This window comes from Lapidilactobacillus luobeiensis (genome assembly GCF_024345205.1).
GTDB classification, from domain to species: domain Bacteria; phylum Bacillota; class Bacilli; order Lactobacillales; family Lactobacillaceae; genus Lapidilactobacillus; species Lapidilactobacillus luobeiensis.
In genome coordinates this window covers 70,870-89,417 of record NZ_BROC01000010.1, presented here as the reverse complement: position 1 = coordinate 89,417, position 18,548 = coordinate 70,870, and the positions used below count along the sequence as shown (strand labels likewise).

The following is an 18,548-nucleotide window of genomic DNA, read 5'->3' as shown; positions in this document are numbered from 1 at the left end:
CAGGGCGTGTGGCTCAGCAGTGAGATTTGTCTTAGTGATTTATCACTTAGACAAAGACCTGATTTTGAGACAATTCGGTCTTTGAATTGGCTCAAAACAGTGTCCACTGCGTTCCAGCCACTACAAACGCCCTGAGGCGGTTGCGTCACCACCAAACCCAACCGCACCTGCACGCAAGCGGAGAAATAAATACAGAAACAGCACCTTTCAAATCAAGTCAAAAAAGAACGTCCTTCGCAAGGACGCCCAAAATAAACTGATTTAAATCGCTTCCTCTTGCCCATGACGTTGCATGAGTAACAGGATCGCCAGCACACAAGCCAGATCGGCACTAATGAACAGAACTGTCGCGTTGTGGTAGATCGGTGTCAACAACCCGCTGATCACCGCACCAAGCATAAAAGCAATCACGATCAACAAGGTCTCAAAAGCCTTGCGTAGATTCTCTGGTTCTCTTTTTAGAAAAGCCAGCCACAAGAAGACCGCGGTATTTCGCAGATTACCGGTCGTCATTGTTGTGGCAAATGGTCGCCCTCGCACTTTACGAAAAGTTTGATATTGGATCGAGGCGATGATCGAGATCAGACAAGTGACCCAAATGTTTTTCAAATGTGGCCCGACCAGCGCGACAATGATCAGACCAACGATTTCTACGACTAAAACGATATGTTGCCAGAGAAAGCGATCATTTTTATCAAAATGATGTTCGATCGAAACCGTCGCGAAGACGCCAATGAAAAAGGCCAACAATGGAAAGAGATAGCGACCGATCATGTCTAAATGTCCTTGAGCCAAGTGAAGTGTCAACAAAATCACATTACCCGTTTGTAGACCTGCAAAAACTTGCCCGTGATTTAAATAAGAATAAGCGTCCAGCGCGCCGCCAGCCATCGTCAGCAAAAAGCCGATCAGTAGGTGTTCGTGCATCGGGTCGCATTGTTTAGACAAAGATTGGTCTCCTCCTCAAACGTTATGCCTACTAGTATACTATTTTCAGAAAAAAAGACCAGTCATCTCAGCCATTTTCGTAAGAAACAGAGTGCGAACTGACCTAGTCAGCTCCTGAGCATTAACCTAGCTAGGATCGTGGAAGTGCTCCTTGCTTCCAGAACCCTAGCGTAGTTAAGCGCAAGGAGCTAGGTCAGTGAGCACGTTTCAAAAAACAGAGTGCCAACCACCCCGGTCAGTGCTCGAGCATTAGCCTAGTATCTGTTTTGGGAGCTGATCTTAGCTCCCGGAATAGATACGTAGCTAAGCGGAAAGCACTGGGGTGGTTGAGCACGTTTCAAAACAGAGTGCGGAGCGCAACGGTTTGACTTTGAGCATTAACCTAGTTAGGATTTTGGAAGCGGACTTTGCTTCCGGAAGCCTGACGTAGTTAAGCGGAAAAGTCAGTTGCACACAGCACGTTTCAAAAAAAGCGTGCTCTCGCATCGACCGAGACCACGCTGACTATTATTTTGTTTGATCTTGCTAAGCGCCGATGTTAAAAAATATTATCTTCTTTAGCGTTCGCGTTCAACTCCACCAATTTACCGGTTTCAAGGTAAACGATCCATTCACAGATATTTGTAACATAATCGCCGATCCGTTCCAAATAACTATCGACTAACATATAATCCATGCTACCAACGATCGTGTCTGGATCAGCTTGCATTTGTTTCAGGCACATTTGATAGATCTTGCCGGAAAAAGCATCGATATTTTTATCTTCAGCAGCTATCTCTCGTGCTCGTTTCATATCAGCTTTCACGTAAGCGTCCAAGACTTCCTCGACCATTTGTTTCACTTTGGTCGCCATTTCCGCTAAGGTTTGTTCGATCTCCGGAACACGGACATTGCCTTTGACCCGGATCGTCGACTTAGCGATACTGACCGCATGATCACCCATTCGTTCCAAATCAGAACTAGCTTTCATGACCGTCACGATCATTCGCAGATCACCGGTGACGGGCTGTTGTAAGGCGATCATTTCGAAGGAGCGTTTCTCTAAGTCAACTTCGCGCTGATTGATGCGCGCATCCGCCTCAATGACTTCTTTCGCCAAAGTTTTGTCATGATTGATAAACGCATTGACCGATTTATAGATGGCCTCATTGACCATCATGCCCATTTCGGAAAAACGGACGTGGAGGTCATTCAATTCATCTTCGAAATTTCTTCTGAACATTCACTTTACCTCACTATTCATCTTTTATTTGTCCTGACTGGGGTCAACCAAACCGTCCGGAAATATAATCTTCAGTTTCCTTTTGTTGCGGTTGTAAGAAAATATCGCGGGTATTGCTATACTCGATCAGCTCGCCCTGCAGGAAAAAGGCGGTCCGATCGGAAAGCCGCGACGCTTGTTGCATATTCCGCGTCACGATCACGATACTGTAATCTTTTTTCAATTCTAACATGGTCCGCTCGATCTCACTACTGGAGATCGGATCCAAGGCGCTGGTCGGTTCGTCCATCAACAAAACCTTAGGCCGGGTCGCTAAAGCACGGGCGATACAGATCCGCTGTTGTTGACCACCAGACAAGCCCATGGCGTTCTCATGCAAGCGATCTTTGACCTCATCCCAGATCGCCGCCGCTTGCAGGCTTCGTTCCACGGCCTCATCTAAGGCCTGCTTATTTTTTTCACCAGAGATCCGGAGGCCATAGACCACATTGTCATAAATAGAAAAAGGGAAAGGGTTAGGTTGTTGAAACAACATCCCCACTTCTTTACGTAAACCAACGGCGTCCATACTTGGCGCGTAAATATCCTGACCATTGAGTTTCACTGTCCCAGTGACCGTCACATTAGGGATCAGATCATTCAACCGATTGATCGTTTTGAGAAGACTGGATTTACCACAACCAGAAGGACCAATGACTGCCGTGATCTCATTTTCACGAAAATCGATCGAGACGCCGCGCAAAGCTTCTAGTTGACCATAATACAAATGCAAGTCTTGGACTGTGATCACATTTTTAACTTCTGCCATGCTCAAACTCCTTTTTAGCCGAAATGTCCGGAAACGTAATCTTCAGTCGCCTTGATCTTCGGCCGAGTGAAGATCTTCCGGGTCTCGTCGTATTCCAGCGCGTCACCTAAGTGGAAAAAGGCAGTGTAGTCGCTGATCCGACCGGCTTGTTGCATATTATGAGTCACGATGATGATCGTGTAATGTTCTTTCAATTGTAACAAAGTATCTTCGACCGTCGCCGTGGAGATCGGATCCAAAACGCTGGCCGGTTCGTCCAGCAATAAAATATCAGGTTGCATCGCGATCGCGCGAGCGATACAAAGCCGTTGTTGCTGGCCACCAGATAACGCCAAGGCACTTTGATACAAGTCATCTTTGACTTGTTCCCAAAGTCCGGCTTGCTTCAAAGTCGTTTCGACCATCTCGTCCAACACAGCTTTGCGCCGTTCGCCATGACGTTTAGGCGCGAAGGTAATATTGTCATAGATCGACTTTGCGAAAGGATTCGGTTGCTGGAAAACCATGCCGATATGCTTGCGCATTTCATAAACATCAATATCATTGCTATTGACATCTAGACCGCGATACATGATCTTACCTGTCACCTTTGTTCCGAAAATATTGTCATTCATCCGATTCAGTGACCGGAGATAGGTTGACTTGCCTGAACCAGAAGCGCCGATCAACGCGGTGATCTTGAACCGTTCAAAAGCTAAAGAAACACCGTGGATGGCCTCTTTGCTGCCATAAGCCACGTGTAGATCATCTGTGGACAACGCGATCTCATGTTGCCCATCTTCGAGGTTTTTCAAATAACGTTGGGAACGATCATATTTTTCCATGCTTAACCTCGCTCCCTAGCGCCTGTCAAATGGCGATATAATTTATTACCAAAATAACGAGCAGCAAAATTGAATAATAAAACGAATAAGATCAGGATCGCCGAAGACCCGGCGGAAACCGCGCTAGCGTCAGGAATGATCCCCTCTGAGTTGATCTTCCAAATATGGACCGCCAAAGTTTCTGCGGATCGTAATGGGTTCAAAGGACTGGCGATATAAGTCGGGTTCCAATTGGTGAAATCTAATGGCGGTGAACTTTGGCCTGCGGTATAGATCAGCGCCGCCGCCTCGCCAAAGACCCGGCCGGCGCCTAAGATCATCCCGGTCAAAATTCCTGGCAATGCTGCTGGCACGACCACATGCGTCACTGTTTCCCAGCGTGATAAGCCCAGCGCATAGCCAGCTTCACGTTGCGTATAATGGACCGCTTGTAGTGAGTCTTCAACTTTTCGTGTCAAAAGCGGTAAATTGAAGACCGTCAACGCCAAAGCGCCAGAAAGGATCGAGAAGCCTAATTTCATATTGATCGAGAAAACCAAAAAGCCAAACAAACCAACAACAACTGAAGGTAGTGAGCTCAAGATCTCGATCATATTACGGATCAAATTCGTCAACCAATTTTTAGGAGCGTATTCCGATAAATAAATACCAGCGCCTAAAGATAAGGGGATCGAGATCAGCATCGACAAGATCAATAGATAGAGCGAGTTGAATAATTGGATCCCGATACCGCCACCGGCCGCAAATGAACTGGAACGACCGGTAATAAACTTCCAAGTGACGTGCGGTAATCCTGAGATCAAAATATAAAGTAGTAAGAACGCGAGCACCACAATAATGAAGCCCGAGATCAAGTAAAGCACGATCGTTGCCACTTTATCCCATTTACGTGGATTCATCGATGCATCGCCCCCTTCTTCGCAATTCGCCGAATGATCAAGTTAAAGATCAATGGCATGATCAATAATAATAAGGCCAATGACCAGAGCGCGTTGTTACTCAACGTACCCATCACCGAGTTGCCCATGCCCATGGTCAAGACTGAGGTCAAAGTCGAAGCCGGCGAGATCAGATTGCTTGGTAAAAGCATGGCGTTACCGATGACCATCTGCACCGCCAAGGCTTCACCAAAAGCACGGGACATCCCGAAAACAACTGCGGTGATGATCCCTGAAGTCGAGGCCCGCAAAACGACTTTGTAGATCGTTTGCCAGCGAGTCGCGCCTAACGCTAAAGATGCTTCACGATAATTTCGCGGCACCGCATTAAGCGCATCAATGGTCATTGAAGTTACTGTTGGCAAGATCATGACGAACAAGACGAAGGTCCCGGATAAGATCCCAAAACCACTCCCGCCAAAGGTATGACGCACAAAAGGGACCACCACAGATAAGCCGATAAACCCATAAACAACGGAAGGGATCCCAACCAGTAATTCGATCACTGGTTGAAGGATCTTTTTACCGACCTTAGGCGAGATCTCGGTCATAAAGACCGCCGCGCCGATCGCAAAAGGTGTCGCCACGATCGCGGCTAAGAAGGTCACGCCAAAGGAGCCGACGATCATCGGGAGCGCCCCGACTTGGGGGTTACCCTGGGCATCGGTGGTGCCAGGATTCCAGACAGTCCCCGTCAAGAATTTCCATAAATTGACTTTATCTTTAAAGAACGTCGCTAACCCTTTAGACGCGACGAAGTAAAAGATCGCGATCACGACGGTCAAAATGATCGCAATACAAAGTCCGGTCAAGATCTTACCGAAACGTTCGTTTTTCGTTGCCCGCGAGCGTTTTAATAAACTCGCACGAATCTCATCGTTTTTCATTAGTTGACTGCCGCCACCTTTCCCTTCAGCGTTCGTGTCACTTTCATATCTCTAACAGGGATATAGCCCATCTCCGCCACGACTTTCTGCTGAATTTTATCTGAAAGTACATAAGCCATAAAACGTTTGGTCAAGCCGGTCGGTTCGCCCTTAGTATACATGTGTTCATAAGACCAGATCTGCCACTTATTAGTGGTCACATTGGCTGCGGTCGGACTGACGCCATCGACTTTGATCGTTTTGATCGTTTTGTCCACATAAGGAAAGGCCATATAACTGATCGCCCCGGGCGTCGAGGCAACGATCTGGCGAACCATCCCCGTGGAATCTTGTTCCTGAGCTTGCATCGAGGTCTGCCCTTTCATGACCCAACGCTCAAACGTATCACGCGTCCCAGAACCCTGCGCGCGGTTGATCACCACGATCGCCTGATCCGGGCCGCCCAGTTGTTGCCAATTGCTGATATCTCCGGAAAAGATCTTTGCTAATTCTGAAGTCGACAGGTCAGTGATCTTCAATTTAGGATTGATCACCGGCGTCACCCCAACGACCGCGACTTTGTGATCGATCAACTTACTCGCATCGATCCCCGTCTTTTGGCTGGCATAAAGATCTGAATTACCGATCGCGACTGAACCGGTCTGGATCTGGGATAAACCGGTCCCTGAGCCACCACCTTGAACATTGATGAACTCGCCTTCGTTCTCTTTGGTAAACTCATCCCCTGCCGCTTCCACGAGGGGTTGTAACGCTGATGAACCGACCGCCGTGATCGACTGACCAGTTTGCTTGAATTCGCAGGCTGTCAGTAACAGGGTCAAGGCTGGCAGACTCAGCAGGTATAGCCATTTTTTCTTCAAGTTTAAGTCCTCCAAGTTAACTACCTAACTAGTATACGAGGCCAATGTAACAGACAATCAAGTTAAATGTAAATTTTAGGTAAATTATTCGACATGATTGACTGGTAAGGTCACGGTAAAAGTCGAGCCCACGCCTAATTGACTCTGCACGGTGACCTGACCATTGAGCTGATCGACCAGATTGGCCACGATCGCCAACCCTAGACCAGTGCCCTCTTCATTGGCACTGTGAGCATGATCAGCACGGTAAAAACGTTCAAAGATCCGCGTTTGATCTTCGGTAGTTAGCCCAATGCCAGTATCACGAACCTTGATCGTGGTCGTCGTTGGTGTGGTCGCCAAAGCGATCGTGATCTCGCCTTGCGTGCGATTGTAACGGACGGCATTAGTGACCAGATTTTTGATGATCTGTTCCAACTTGACTTCATCGGACAAAATCGGGCCATGATACTGGGCCAGATCTAAATTGATTTTTAATTGTAGCGCTTGGATCGGTTTTTGTAATAATTTCAAAGTATGTTGCGTTACCTGATCCAAATGGACAGTCTGCCACTTGATCGGCATGTCCTGATCTGCCCGCGATAACAATAAAATGTCGTGGATCAAGGCCTCCAGATGTTGTGCTTGTTCAGCGATGGTCCGAATAAACTCTTGAGCTTTGACGGGATCATGTTGAGCGCCGGCCAATAAGGTCTCAGCATAGCCCGCGATCACGGTTACCGGTGTGCGCAATTCATGACTCGCATTTGCCACAAAGTCCAGTTGCATCTGTTCATTTTGCTTGATCTCGGTCAGGTCATATAACATCACCAAGACCCGCATATCATTTAGATCAGCCTCGTCCCCAACTAAAGAGATCACATCAGCCTCAACAAAGCGGCCTTCATCGCCGACCAATTGGATGTCACGACGTTGGTGGCGTTTGACTTGTGGTTGGCGCAAAGCGTGCTCGATCATCCGACTGAGCTCATAAGTTTTGACATAATCGACATAGGTCTCCATCGCGCCCTCTCTAGTGGCCACGTTCAAGATCGTGGCCAGCGCGCGGTTCGTCACTTCGACACGCCCATCACGATCCAGTAACATGACGCCCAACGGTAAATTATTGATCAGCGATTTAAAGCTTTGTTCATGTAATTGGGCCGCCAATAATTGTTGCTCGGATGTTTGACTCAAGTCTTTCAACTGGTTCCCCAAGGTGAAAAAAGGATCATCAGCCGTGAACAAAACCGGTTCTGGTTCCTTCTGATCAGCCAGCGCCAAAACATTATGACTCAATAGACCTAACTTACGCCGGACACTCTTTTGGTGTTGCCACATCAGCCAGAAAAAAGCCGCGATCAGTACCCAATACAAGAGTGAAAAAATCAACCACAGTGACCTGAAATCGTGGCCGATACTCGCTAAGGGCTGGACCAACATCGCCTCATTTTGCTTAGAATGCTGATCACTGATCAAATAAAGCAAATAACGTTGCTGCTGATATTCGACTTTGAGATAAGGCGCCCCGGTGTTGACCAAATTGTGCTTGGCAACATTACGAGCGACCTTCGCCAGTTCGGTGCTCCCAGTCGCCGGGAGGTCGATCACTTCAACTTGATAATTTTTTTGCCAACGCTTGCTCGTTGTGGTCTTCGTCTGTCCGAGCAATGAATCTTGATAATCTTGGCCCAAGGCTTGGACTTGTTGGCGTTGCGTGCTTTGGATAAAATGGTTGCCCATCAAGAAAAACGCCAAATAGAAAATCAAGGCGCAAATACCCACGATCAACCAACGTACTTTTTGTTTATTCTTCAATCGTCGTTACCTCCAGACGATACCCAAAGCCACGCACCGTTAATAAAAATTGCGGGTGTTTTGGATCGGGTTCGATTTTATCGCGCAAATGACTGATCTGCATGTCGACCATCCGACTCATGATTGCTTCGTGCGTCTGCCAAACATTGGTCATGATCTGTTCGCGGGAGATCACTTTACCATGATGCTTGACCAAATAAGTCAACAATTCGAATTCCTTACGAGTGAGATGGAGCCGTTCACCAGCGCGGGTCACATAGCTATCCGCCCAATGCCAAGTCGTGGTCGCAAAAGTGACCTGAGTGCTTTTGGCCGGGGTAGTCGCCACAGAGACGCGCCGCTGGATCGCCTTGATCCGCGCCACGAGCTCACGCGGGCTGAACGGTTTGGTCATGTAATCATCAGCGCCGAGCTCAAGGCCAATGATCTTATCCGCTTCTTCGTGACGCGCCGTCAACATAATGATCGGTGTCGTGACTTCCGCTTGACGCAAACGCTTAGTGACTTCGATCCCGTCTAATTTGGGCAACATCAGATCCAAAACGATACAATCAAAGTCAGAATCGATCGCGATCCGATAAGCGTCTTCCCCATCGCCGGCGGTTTGCACTTGATAGCCGACCTGCTCCAAATTATAACTGATCAATTGCTGGATCGCGACTTCATCATCAACGACCAAGATTTTTGCCATAAATAACCCCACGTTCTCCTAAGAAATCACTGATCCAGTCAGCGCTTTCTAACTAATCTACTATATTAAGTATAGCATTTTCTCAACGAAAAAGTACGAAGTACAATAAGGTGACTTGAGCCCGACTGCTAAAAAACAAGCCCGATCAAAAATCGATCAGCCTTGTTTGCCAGTCAAACTTAATGCGTTATTCTTTTGAAACGTGCTGCGTGCAACTGACTTTTCCGCTTAACTACGTCAGGCTTCTGGAAGCGAAACTCGCTTCCAAAAGCCTGACTAGGTTAATGCTCAAAGTCAACCTGTTGCGCTGCGCACTCTGATCTGAAACGTGCTGCGTGGTGCAGACCGCTGTGCCTTAAAGTATCTGCTTGCCCAATCTGCTTCGCAGCTTAGTCAATCAGATAAATTAATGCTCACGGTCTAACCACACCTCTCCGCACTCTGATTTAAACTTTCAAGAACCGGCGCATCGAGATGGCTGCCCCGAAAGCACCGATCAGCATCGCGACAACGACCAAAGTTAGATTTAAAGGCCAGATCAATTGACCTGGTGTCATCAAACTATAACCTGAGCTGGCCAATTGGCGCCCAACTGCACGGAAAACGTTGGCATAACCTAGATCAATGATCACCAAAGGCACGATCGCCCCAAGCAAGCCCGTCCAGGCGCCTTCTAAAATAAACGGCCAACGGATATACCAGCGCGTGGCGCCAACAAGACGCATGATCTCGATCTCATTGCGCCGCGATAAAATCGTGATCCGAATCGTATTGGCGATCAAGAAGATCGCTACGATCAAGAGTAAAACGGAGAAGCCGACGCCCCAGTTACGGACACTATCCATCGTCCGGAAAAGTTTTTTGGCCTCATCACCACCATAGTTGGCTTTGGCGACATGATCCAATTTAGCTGCTTTCTTAGCGATGGCCATGGTTTCTTCAGGATCGGTGGCCTTGATCGTGTAAACGTCATTCAAAGGATTATCATCGCCACCAAACATTTTGAACGAGTCGCCATATTGACTAACGACTTTTTTAAGTTCATTGGCTTTTGATGAGTAAGTAACTTTTGTGACCCCTTTGAGGTCGTTGAGTTCTGTTTCTAGTTTGGCTTTTTGCTTAGTCGTTGTTTTCGGCTCAACAAGAACGTGGACACGCACGTCACTTTCAACGTCATGAGAAAGCTTCGTCACATTAAAAACCAGCGCCAAAGAGATTCCGACTAGGAGGATCGTGACCGCGACCCCGCTGATTGCCGCAAAAGCCATCCAGCCATTTCGTTTTAAGCTGCGGAGACTATCGCGCAGGTGTCTTTTGATTGTTATCCACTTCATGTGTGTATTGTCCTCCTTGTTCATCACGAATGATTTTTCCGCCAGAGATCTCTAGCACACGATGGGGTAATTCATCAACGATCTGCTGATTATGAGTCGCCATGATCACTGTCGTTCCCCGACCATTGATCCGTTGCAAAATATCCATGATCCCTTCAGTCGTTTGGGGATCCAAGTTACCTGTCGGTTCGTCCGCGATCAGGATCTTAGGGCGATTGACGATCGCCCGCGCGATCGCCACCCGCTGTTGCTGGCCCCCAGATAATTCATTGGGAAAATGATCCGCTTGTTTTTCTAGACCAACATCATTGAGCACTTGTTCGACAGCCTCTTTGATCTCGGCGTCACTTTTACCGATCACTTGTAGGGCATAACCGATGTTTTCACCGACCGTCATTTTAGGCAAAAGTTTGAAATCTTGGAAGACAACGCCTAAAGTCCGCCGCAATTGGGGAACTTGATGTTCTTTCATTTGCCGCAGATCGAAATTATTGATCTGGATAAAACCACTGGTGGGCACCAGTTCGCGATAAAGCAATTTGATCAGGGTCGATTTCCCCGCGCCACTATGGCCGACCAAATAGACAAATTCGCCTTGTTCCACTGTTAAAGTTACATTCTTTAAAGCTGAGACGCCATTAGGATAGCGCATCTCAACGTTTAAAAGCTTAAGCATTTTGTCACCTCAGTAATTTTTATTTCGGATTTTTTCGTTGTAATTGCCACTGCAAATAACTATAAATGAACCCATCGAGATCACCATCCATCACAGCCTGACCATTACCAGTTTCATAATTGGTCCGATGATCTTTGACCATCGTATAAGGATGGAACACGTAGGAACGGATCTGCGAGCCCCAACCGATATCTGGCTGTTCGCCCTTGATCGCCGCTTCTTTTTGGCGTTGTTCTTCCTGTTCACGCTGATAGAGTTTGGCCTCCAACATCGCCATCGCCGTCTCGCGGTTTTGCAATTGTGACCGCTGCGCTTGCGAACTGACCACGATCCCCGTGGGGATATGGGTGAGTCGCACCGCTGATGACGTTTTGTTGATATGTTGACCACCAGCACCACTAGAACGAAAAACATCGACGCGCAGATCGTCGGGTTCAATGTCCACATTGATCGAGCGATCCAACTCCGGCATGATCTCCACTGACGCGAACGAGGTGTGGCGCCGACCGGCGGAATCAAAGGGTGAGATCCGCACCAAACGATGGACGCCATTTTCCGAACGTAGCATCCCGTAAGCGTTGTGCCCCTTGATGATCAGGGTCACACTCTTCAAACCAGCCTCATCGCCTGGTTGGTAATCGGCCATCTCCACTTGAAAATGATGGGCAGCTGCCCACCGCTGATACATCCGTAACAGCATCGCACCCCAGTCTTGGGATTCAGTCCCACCAGCGCCAGGATGGATCTCTAAGATCGCGTTATTGCTGTCATAAGGCTCTGCCAGCAAAAGATTCAACTCATAATCCTGTAATTGCTTTTGCAATTTGGCCAGATCGCTTTCGACTTCACTTTGCAGCTCTGCGTCTGGTCCTTCTTGTAATAACTCTAGCGTAACAGAAATATCCGCCGCTAATGTAACTAACTGATTAAAATTGTCGTACTTTTCCTTTAAATTATTATTATCGTCGATGACATTTTGCGCTTTTTCCGAATCATTCCAAAAATCAGGGCGACTCATCTCGTCTTCATTTGCGGCGATTCCTTCCGCGAGGGCATCTAAGTCAAAGAGACCCCCTGAATTGATTGATTTTGGTGCGGGCGTCATCTAAAGCGTGACGGATCTCGGCTAATTCCATAAAGCTCTTCCTTTCAAGATAACTAAACTAAGCGGCCTGATCGACCTATTCGACTCAGCGGTCTCCTCCTAATTTTAAAAAAACTGCGTCGATCAGGTCCAGACTCAATGGCCATAACGCTAACAAAAGGGCGCCCCAAAATTATCTTCATTTTGTTCAGCGCCCTCGTGTTTTAAATTTTCCCTTACCGGCGAATATTTTGACGGATCTCAGCCTTCATAAACAGGCGTGTCGCGTCATAGTCAATATCGGAGATCATTTCTTCGAACATCCGGTAACCTTCTTCTTGGTATTCGACCAGTGGGTTCATTTGCCCATAACCCCGAAGACCGATCGACTGCCGTAACTGATCCATCTCATCGATATGTTGAGTCCAATGATCGTCAACGACCCGTAAGATCACGACTTTTTCAAACTCCAACATTTGAGTCGGATCAACCAATTTCTTCTTCTTATCCTGATAATTCGCTTCAACAAAGTCGACCAATAGTTGTTTCAATTCATCGACTGACTTGCCCTCAAGATCGCTCAATTTCAATTGCTGATCACTGACTAAGCAAGCCAAGGCGTAATCATAAAGCGCTTGGAGATTCCACTCGGTTTGCGCGCCCTGGGTGTGCATGTCGACTTGATGACCGACCGTACGTTTCATCATCGGTAAGATGACATCTTGTAAACTGTCAGTTGCGGAGATCACTTCTTGACGTTGCTTATAAATGACCTCACGTTGTTGCCGCATAACATCGTCATATTGGAGCGTGTTTTTCCGCGTGTCGTAGTTATTACCTTCGACCCGTTTTTGCGCGCTTTCGACTTGCTTGGTGATCATCCGTGATTGGATCACTTGATCATCTTCAGTGACATTCAAGCGATCAAGGAAGGCTTTGATTCGTTCAGAACCAAAACGCTTCATCAGATCATCCTGTAAAGACAAGTAAAATTGAGTCACACCAGGATCGCCTTGACGACCAGAACGACCTCGTAACTGGTTATCGATCCGGCGAGATTCATGACGTTCCGTCCCGATCACACAAAGACCACCCAATTCGACCACACCAGGTCCCAATTTAATATCGGTCCCCCGTCCAGCCATGTTGGTCGCGATCGTGACCGCACCACGTTGACCGGCGTTCATAATGATCTCGGCTTCTTTTTTATGATTCTTGGCATTCAAGACCGCATGAGGAATGTGCTCTTGATCCAATAAATGAGATAACAATTCCGAAGATTCAACGGCCACAGTCCCGACCAAGATCGGTTGACCCTTTTCATGACGTTCTTTGATATCACCAACGACTGCGTTGAATTTGCTCCGCAATGATGGATAAAGCAGATCCGAATGATCGACCCGGATCACCGGCCGGTTCGTCGGGATCGAGATAACATCCATATTGTAGATCTCACGGAATTCTTCCTCTTCCGTCTTGGCTGTCCCTGTCATTCCGGCCAACTTATTGTACATCCGGAAATAGTTCTGATAAGTGATGTTCGCCATCGTCTGGGATTCTTCTTCGATCTTAACGCCTTCTTTGGCTTCGATCGCTTGGTGTAAACCATCAGAATAACGCCGACCGTCCATCACCCGACCGGTGAATTGGTCAACGATCAAAACTTTATTGTCTTGGACCACATAGTCAACATCACGTAACATCACGTAATTCGCCCGCAAAGCTTGATCCAAATGGTGGTTTAAGACCGTATTATCAATGTCATACAGGTTCTTGGTGCCAAAATAGGCCTCGCCTTTTTGAATGCCTTGTTCCGTTAATGAAATTGATTTTGTCTGCCAATCGATCTTATAATCGTCATCTTCTTTTAAAGTCTTGACGAAGCGATCGGTCCGCACATACATGGCCGTTGAGCCTGTTGCCTGTCCAGAAATGATCAGCGGTGTCCGCGCCTCATCGACCAAAATCGAATCGACTTCATCGACGATCGCGTAATTCAAAGGACGTTGAACCATTTGTTCTTTGTAGACCACCATGTTATCGCGCAAATAGTCGAAGCCAAGTTCGCTATTCGTTGAATAAGTAATGTCACAATTGTAAGCATCGCGCTTCTCATCGGTGTTTTTACTGTTCAAGTTCAAGCCGACGGTCAAACCGAGCCACTTGTACAACTCGCCCATTTCTTCAGCGTCACGAGAAGACAAATACTCATTGACTGTGACGACATGGACACCTTTGCCCGCTAACGCGTTCAAATAGACCGGCATCGTTGCCGTCAAAGTTTTACCTTCACCAGTTTTCATTTCAGCGATATTACCTTCATGTAAGGTAATACCCCCAATGATCTGAACTCTAAATGGATACAGACCTAAAACTCGACGTGAGCCTTCACGGACCACTGCGAAAGCTTCCGGCAAAACTTGATCCAAGGTCGCGCCATCCGCTAATTGAGCCTTGAATTTCTCTGTCTTGCTTTGTAATTCTTCATCGGAAAGTTCAGCGAATTGGTCGGCGTAAGCCTCAACCTTATCCGCGATCTTGCCCATCCGTGCAACCTCGCGTTTATCACTTTCGATCCATCGTTTTAAAATATTCGCCATAAATCAGAATTCCTCTCCTGTCAATCTAATTCTATTTGTCATTTGACAGTATTCAATCTATTTTATCATTAAAACACTTGGGTGTGAATGGATAGACCCAAATAAAAAGAATAAGTTAGCCAAGAAATCCCCAGTGCACCTATTCTCGCAACAACGTTATGACTATTGTAACGAAAATCAGTGAATAAAAAAAGGGCTAATCCTGACTAAATCGCTGGGCTCTGAGCAGAATCTGTCCAAAAAACGCACCACACAAAAATGGTCACGCTTAAACGCGACCATTTACGCTAAATCTTATTTTGATTTTTCAATCGTCCTGATCATTGATGCAAAATCAGAACAACTGGCTCTATTCGTCAGTTTCGATCAAGCCGAAGCGGCCATCACGGCGCCGATAAACAATGCTCGTGCCATTTGTTTCCGCATCTTCAAAGATGAAGAAATTATGACCCAACATATTCATTTGTAAAATAGCTTCTTCGGAATCCATTGGCTTCAGTGAGAGACGCTTAGTCCGAACGACGACCATCTCATCTTTAACCTTAGGTGCTTGTTCAGGAACATCGATCGCGCCATTAGCTGGTCCCGTCAATTCGAAATTCTTGATTCCCTTTTCCCGGCTCTTGCGATTGATTTTTGTCTTGTACTTGCGAATCTGCCGTTCAAGCTTATCTGTGACCAGATCGACACTGGCATACATGTCAGGAGATGTTTCTTCGGCCCGCAAAACCAAATATGGCAGTGGGATCGTCACTTCGACTTTTGCGGTCTTATCTGTGTAAACTTTTAGGTTAACATGGGCAATTGAATCAGCAGGCTCTTCAAAATATTTATCTAACTTGCTTAAGCGTTTCTCCACGTAACTCCGAATTGCCTCGGTAACCTCGATATTTTCACCACGAACATTGAACGATAACATAGTCGTTCGCTCCTTTCAAGTTACATCAGTAGCCAATGATAATGATTGGCTCACCTTTATTATATCGAAGCGCTTACCATTTAACAATGAAAAGACCATAAAAACGAAAAAAGTTTACCGTGCCAAAGTCAAGGCTGTCACCTTACCTTGATAGCCCGCCTGTCGCAACGCGGTTTGCGCGTGTAACAAAGTCCGGCCAGTGGTATAGATGTCATCGACCAATAAAATCGGCTGATCGTGCCTTGACTGGGGACAGGATCGGGGGCAATAAAAATATTGTTGACTGGCCAGACGCGCCGCGCGTGAAAGTTGCGCCTGGTGTTGCTGATGATCGCGACTGGCTAAAATCAATGATGGCCGGCAAGCCGGATCCAATAGCCCTAAGACTGGATCGAACCCCCGCTCAGCCAAATGACTGGGGCTAGTCGGGATCGGCACGATCAATGTGTTGGCGGTGCTGTTTTTGCCCAATGCTTGGCGTAACGACCCGGAAAAAGCCCCACGCAAGCGATAATCCCCGACCCCTTTATACTGCTGAAAATACGCCTGCATCGCCTGATTATACTTAAATAAGGCTCGATTAGTCAGAAACTGTTGTTGCTCACGCCAACGCTGACAATCATAGCAAAGAACGGCCTGCGATTGCGGCCGACCGCACTGGGGACAAGCGCTAGTTGCACAGATCGGTTCAAAATGACACCAGCAAAGTGGACAAACACGATCCAAATACCATGAGCGTACCTGTAATAGCGACCGTAATGAGTAATTAGGACTGAAGCGTTGCCCACAAAGCAAACACTGCGCCATCAAAACCCACCCAAACGATTCAAGTGTTTGATTTGATGGCAAGCCTGGCCCATCGCCCAAGAATAATAGCGACTGAAAAAAACGACCTGATCACCCTGATCGACCGAGGCCCGACCAACACGTCCCGCGATCTGCACCAAACTCGCCACCTTAAAATTAGGATGATCGGCTGCCAAAACCAGCACGTCGATATGAGCTAAGGTCACCCCCCGCTCCAAAATCGTCGTCGTCAACAAAATCTGCCCTTGACCCGCACGAAAATCGGCTACTTTTTCTGTTCGTAAAGGATCTTGCGCATGGACGGTGGCGCAACTCATTTGGGGGAAGGTCAAGCTGAATGCAGCCAAATATTGTGGTAAGGCCGCCGCTTGTGGCACAAATACTAACAGACGGCGTCCACGAGCCAGCCAAGGCGTCAGTAATCGCCGTAACCGCTGACTCAAGCTATTTTTTTGAAAGACTTCACCAAGGACTACTCGTGGTTGAATCAACGGGCGCCCATGAAAACGACGGGCCAAATAATGTAACGGCAAGCGGCCTTGACGCGCGGCCCGTCGCAATTTGGCTGGCGGAGTCGCACTTAAATAAAGTCGTTGACCGTTGGGCTTGACCGCTCGATCTAAGGCGCGCTCAAGCATCGGATCATTGACATAAGGAAAGGCATCGACTTCATCGACGATCAATAGATCAAAGGCCTGATAATAACGGATCAATTGATGGATCGTTGCCACCACTAATTGCTCACCTTCACTGTCACTATGTTGATGACCGTGATGGAGACCGACGCTGGTTCCCACAAAGGCGGCTTGCAGTCGGGGAAATAATTCATTGCAAACATCAACACGAGGCGATACAAAGCCAACACGACCACCTTGGGCCAAATAACTGGCGATCAATGGAAAAGTGATCTCAGTTTTACCAGCGCCAGTAACCGCCCACAGCAACTGCACCTTAGCTCCCTGCTGGTAGGTCTTGAGAAGCGCCGCAGTCAAATCTGCCTGCGCACTGGTCAATTCTCCACTCCAAGTCAGAACTTGATCTCGAACCGGTTCAAGCTGGTCATTGGCTAAGCGCACAAGCCAACTTCCTTGGGTCACTCGACCCAAAGCCAGACACGCGGTACAATAGAATTGACCGTTAGGTAATCGTGCCGTAGCGGTCAAACGACTGTCGCAGCGTTGACAGTACCGATCCTGCCCACGCACCCGACTACCGGGTAAAACTTCAATTTGTTGCAAGTGCCCGACCTTCAGCGCCAACGTCAGGTCCTGTTGCAATTCGGTCGGCAATGTTGACCAAAGTAATTGCCGCCCCGAAAGAAGCGACCCCCACTTCGCGATAATCTCTTGTTCCCCATTCATCATTTCTCTCACCATGTTTTTCTCACCATGAATAGATACGCAAAGGAATTGATTCTCATCGAAACTTATCGAACGATCGCCCAAAATGCTAGCGCCGAATTATTGATCAAAAAATCACGTTTCATCGGTCAGGTTTTTCGCGTCGAAACCGAACAGGCCGCCCAAACGGCCTTGGCCACTGTCCGCCAACAACACAATAAAGCCAGCCATCATTGCTTCGCCTATCAATTAGGTCTAGCCAATGAGATCCAGCGAATGAGTGATGATGGTGAACCTTCGGGAACAGCTGGCTCCCCGATCCTCAATGTTCTGCAACAAGAGCGCCTAAATAACGTGCTTTGTGTGGTCACACGTTATTTTGGCGGGATCAAATTAGGCGCCGGCGGGTTGATCCGCGCTTATGGTCAAGCAACCAGCGCCGCCCTGAATACTGCCGGACTGGTCCAAGGGATCGAACAACGCTCTTTTAAATTGACTTTTGCTTATAGCGAACTAGATTTTCTGCAGAACCAGTTACGCCAACAAAAAATCGCAGTCACCGCCAGTGAGTACGGCACTGCCGTCAGTTTAACGATCTGGCTTGATCAAGCCACTGCTACTGTCCAATTGACCCAGATCAAAAATTGGTTGCGCGGGCAGGTGACCATCACGGAATTAGCTAGCGCGTTTCGCGAGGTCCGGTTGACTGAATAAACTGAATTTTTTGCCAAAAGGCCGCTTTTGCGACCAAATAAAAAGCGCGACTCTGCCAATTATCAGCGTCGTGCTTTTTCTAGCCCAGATATAATTTTT

Annotated in this window: 17 protein-coding genes; 1 reads left to right on the top strand and 16 read right to left on the bottom strand. The window is 47.5% G+C overall.

What is annotated here, in order from left to right:
* Nucleotides 1-261: 261 nt before the first annotated feature.
* The 16 genes from OCU21_RS05265 to OCU21_RS05190 all read right to left on the bottom strand — a co-directional run bounded on the left by OCU21_RS05265 (nt 262) and on the right by OCU21_RS05190 (nt 17,771).
* Nucleotides 262-948, bottom strand: a complete 687-nt coding sequence (locus OCU21_RS05265) for a YoaK family protein (protein WP_261806420.1) — start codon at nt 946-948, stop codon at nt 262-264.
* 538 nt (nt 949-1,486) lie between these two features.
* A complete protein-coding gene (gene phoU, locus OCU21_RS05260; protein ID WP_261806419.1) occupies nt 1,487-2,170 on the bottom strand; it encodes a phosphate signaling complex protein PhoU in 684 nt (227 codons plus the stop codon).
* Nucleotides 2,171-2,213: 43 nt separating this feature from the next.
* Complete coding sequence (gene pstB, locus OCU21_RS05255) at nt 2,214-2,978, bottom strand: phosphate ABC transporter ATP-binding protein PstB (RefSeq protein WP_261806418.1); 765 nt, start codon at nt 2,976-2,978, stop codon at nt 2,214-2,216.
* Nucleotides 2,979-2,992: 14 nt separating this feature from the next.
* The gene (pstB, locus tag OCU21_RS05250) at nt 2,993-3,802 is read right to left on the bottom strand and encodes a phosphate ABC transporter ATP-binding protein PstB (RefSeq protein ID WP_261806417.1); all 810 of its coding nucleotides are present in this window, start codon (nt 3,800-3,802) and stop codon (nt 2,993-2,995) included.
* A 2-nt stretch (nt 3,803-3,804) separates the two neighbouring features.
* On the bottom strand, nt 3,805-4,701 hold the full coding sequence (gene pstA, locus OCU21_RS05245) for a phosphate ABC transporter permease PstA (RefSeq protein ID WP_261806416.1): 897 nt from the start codon (nt 4,699-4,701) through the stop codon (nt 3,805-3,807).
* Nucleotides 4,698-5,627 (bottom strand): phosphate ABC transporter permease subunit PstC, encoded by a 930-nt coding sequence (pstC, locus tag OCU21_RS05240; RefSeq protein WP_261806415.1) that lies wholly within the window; start codon nt 5,625-5,627, stop codon nt 4,698-4,700. Before pstC ends, pstA begins: the two co-directional genes overlap by 4 nt.
* Nucleotides 5,627-6,487 carry a phosphate ABC transporter substrate-binding protein PstS family protein gene (locus OCU21_RS05235; protein ID WP_261806414.1) on the bottom strand — a complete coding sequence of 287 codons (861 nt, stop codon included), beginning with the start codon at nt 6,485-6,487 and terminating at the stop codon, nt 5,627-5,629. Before OCU21_RS05235 ends, pstC begins: the two co-directional genes overlap by 1 nt.
* Before the next feature lie 84 nt (nt 6,488-6,571).
* Nucleotides 6,572-8,284 (bottom strand): sensor histidine kinase, encoded by a 1,713-nt coding sequence (locus OCU21_RS05230; RefSeq protein ID WP_261806413.1) that lies wholly within the window; start codon nt 8,282-8,284, stop codon nt 6,572-6,574.
* Nucleotides 8,274-8,975 (bottom strand): response regulator transcription factor, encoded by a 702-nt coding sequence (locus OCU21_RS05225; RefSeq protein WP_261806412.1) that lies wholly within the window; start codon nt 8,973-8,975, stop codon nt 8,274-8,276. Before OCU21_RS05225 ends, OCU21_RS05230 begins: the two co-directional genes overlap by 11 nt.
* A gap of 446 nt (nt 8,976-9,421) precedes the next feature.
* Nucleotides 9,422-10,309, bottom strand: a complete 888-nt coding sequence (ftsX, locus tag OCU21_RS05220; protein ID WP_261806411.1) for a permease-like cell division protein FtsX — start codon at nt 10,307-10,309, stop codon at nt 9,422-9,424.
* A complete protein-coding gene (ftsE, locus tag OCU21_RS05215; protein ID WP_261806410.1) occupies nt 10,272-10,985 on the bottom strand; it encodes a cell division ATP-binding protein FtsE in 714 nt (237 codons plus the stop codon). Before ftsE ends, ftsX begins: the two co-directional genes overlap by 38 nt.
* Before the next feature lie 19 nt (nt 10,986-11,004).
* Nucleotides 11,005-12,121, bottom strand: a protein-coding gene (prfB, locus tag OCU21_RS05210) for a peptide chain release factor 2 (protein ID WP_261806409.1) whose coding sequence is annotated in 2 segments (ribosomal slippage) — nt 11,005-12,048 and nt 12,050-12,121 — 1,116 coding nt in all. Because the reading frame shifts where the segments join, the coding sequence is not laid out codon by codon here.
* 184 nt (nt 12,122-12,305) lie between these two features.
* Complete coding sequence (secA, locus tag OCU21_RS05205; protein ID WP_261806408.1) at nt 12,306-14,669, bottom strand: preprotein translocase subunit SecA; 2,364 nt, start codon at nt 14,667-14,669, stop codon at nt 12,306-12,308.
* 349 nt (nt 14,670-15,018) lie between these two features.
* Nucleotides 15,019-15,588 carry a ribosome hibernation-promoting factor, HPF/YfiA family gene (hpf, locus tag OCU21_RS05200; protein ID WP_261806407.1) on the bottom strand — a complete coding sequence of 190 codons (570 nt, stop codon included), beginning with the start codon at nt 15,586-15,588 and terminating at the stop codon, nt 15,019-15,021.
* 114 nt (nt 15,589-15,702) lie between these two features.
* Nucleotides 15,703-16,395: a ComFC family protein gene (locus tag OCU21_RS05195; RefSeq protein ID WP_261806406.1), complete on the bottom strand. Its 693-nt coding sequence runs from the start codon at nt 16,393-16,395 to the stop codon at nt 15,703-15,705.
* Entirely contained in the window at nt 16,395-17,771 is a 1,377-nt protein-coding gene (locus OCU21_RS05190) for a helicase-related protein (protein ID WP_261806405.1), read from the bottom strand. The genes OCU21_RS05195 and OCU21_RS05190 overlap by 1 nt, the downstream gene beginning before the upstream one ends.
* 12 nt (nt 17,772-17,783) lie before the next feature.
* On the opposite strand from OCU21_RS05190, the gene OCU21_RS05185 reads away from it, so the two are divergent.
* The gene (locus OCU21_RS05185; protein WP_261806404.1) at nt 17,784-18,449 is read left to right on the top strand and encodes a YigZ family protein; all 666 of its coding nucleotides are present in this window, start codon (nt 17,784-17,786) and stop codon (nt 18,447-18,449) included.
* Nucleotides 18,450-18,548: the final 99 nt, after the last annotated feature.

Coding starts and splice junctions, on each gene's coding strand:
- phoU (WP_261806419.1), bottom strand. CDS start 2,170: ATGTTCAGAAGAAATTTCGAAGATGAATTGAATGACCTCCACGTCCGT.
- pstB (WP_261806418.1), bottom strand. CDS start 2,978: ATGGCAGAAGTTAAAAATGTGATCACAGTCCAAGACTTGCATTTGTAT.
- pstB (WP_261806417.1), bottom strand. CDS start 3,802: ATGGAAAAATATGATCGTTCCCAACGTTATTTGAAAAACCTCGAAGAT.
- pstA (WP_261806416.1), bottom strand. CDS start 4,701: ATGAATCCACGTAAATGGGATAAAGTGGCAACGATCGTGCTTTACTTG.
- pstC (WP_261806415.1), bottom strand. CDS start 5,627: ATGAAAAACGATGAGATTCGTGCGAGTTTATTAAAACGCTCGCGGGCA.
- OCU21_RS05225 (WP_261806412.1), bottom strand. CDS start 8,975: ATGGCAAAAATCTTGGTCGTTGATGATGAAGTCGCGATCCAGCAATTG.
- ftsX (WP_261806411.1), bottom strand. CDS start 10,309: ATGAAGTGGATAACAATCAAAAGACACCTGCGCGATAGTCTCCGCAGC.
- ftsE (WP_261806410.1), bottom strand. CDS start 10,985: ATGCTTAAGCTTTTAAACGTTGAGATGCGCTATCCTAATGGCGTCTCA.
- secA (WP_261806408.1), bottom strand. CDS start 14,669: ATGGCGAATATTTTAAAACGATGGATCGAAAGTGATAAACGCGAGGTT.
- hpf (WP_261806407.1), bottom strand. CDS start 15,588: ATGTTATCGTTCAATGTTCGTGGTGAAAATATCGAGGTTACCGAGGCA.
- OCU21_RS05195 (WP_261806406.1), bottom strand. CDS start 16,395: ATGGCGCAGTGTTTGCTTTGTGGGCAACGCTTCAGTCCTAATTACTCA.
- OCU21_RS05190 (WP_261806405.1), bottom strand. CDS start 17,771: ATGGTGAGAGAAATGATGAATGGGGAACAAGAGATTATCGCGAAGTGG.
- OCU21_RS05185 (WP_261806404.1), top strand. CDS start 17,784: ATGAATAGATACGCAAAGGAATTGATTCTCATCGAAACTTATCGAACG.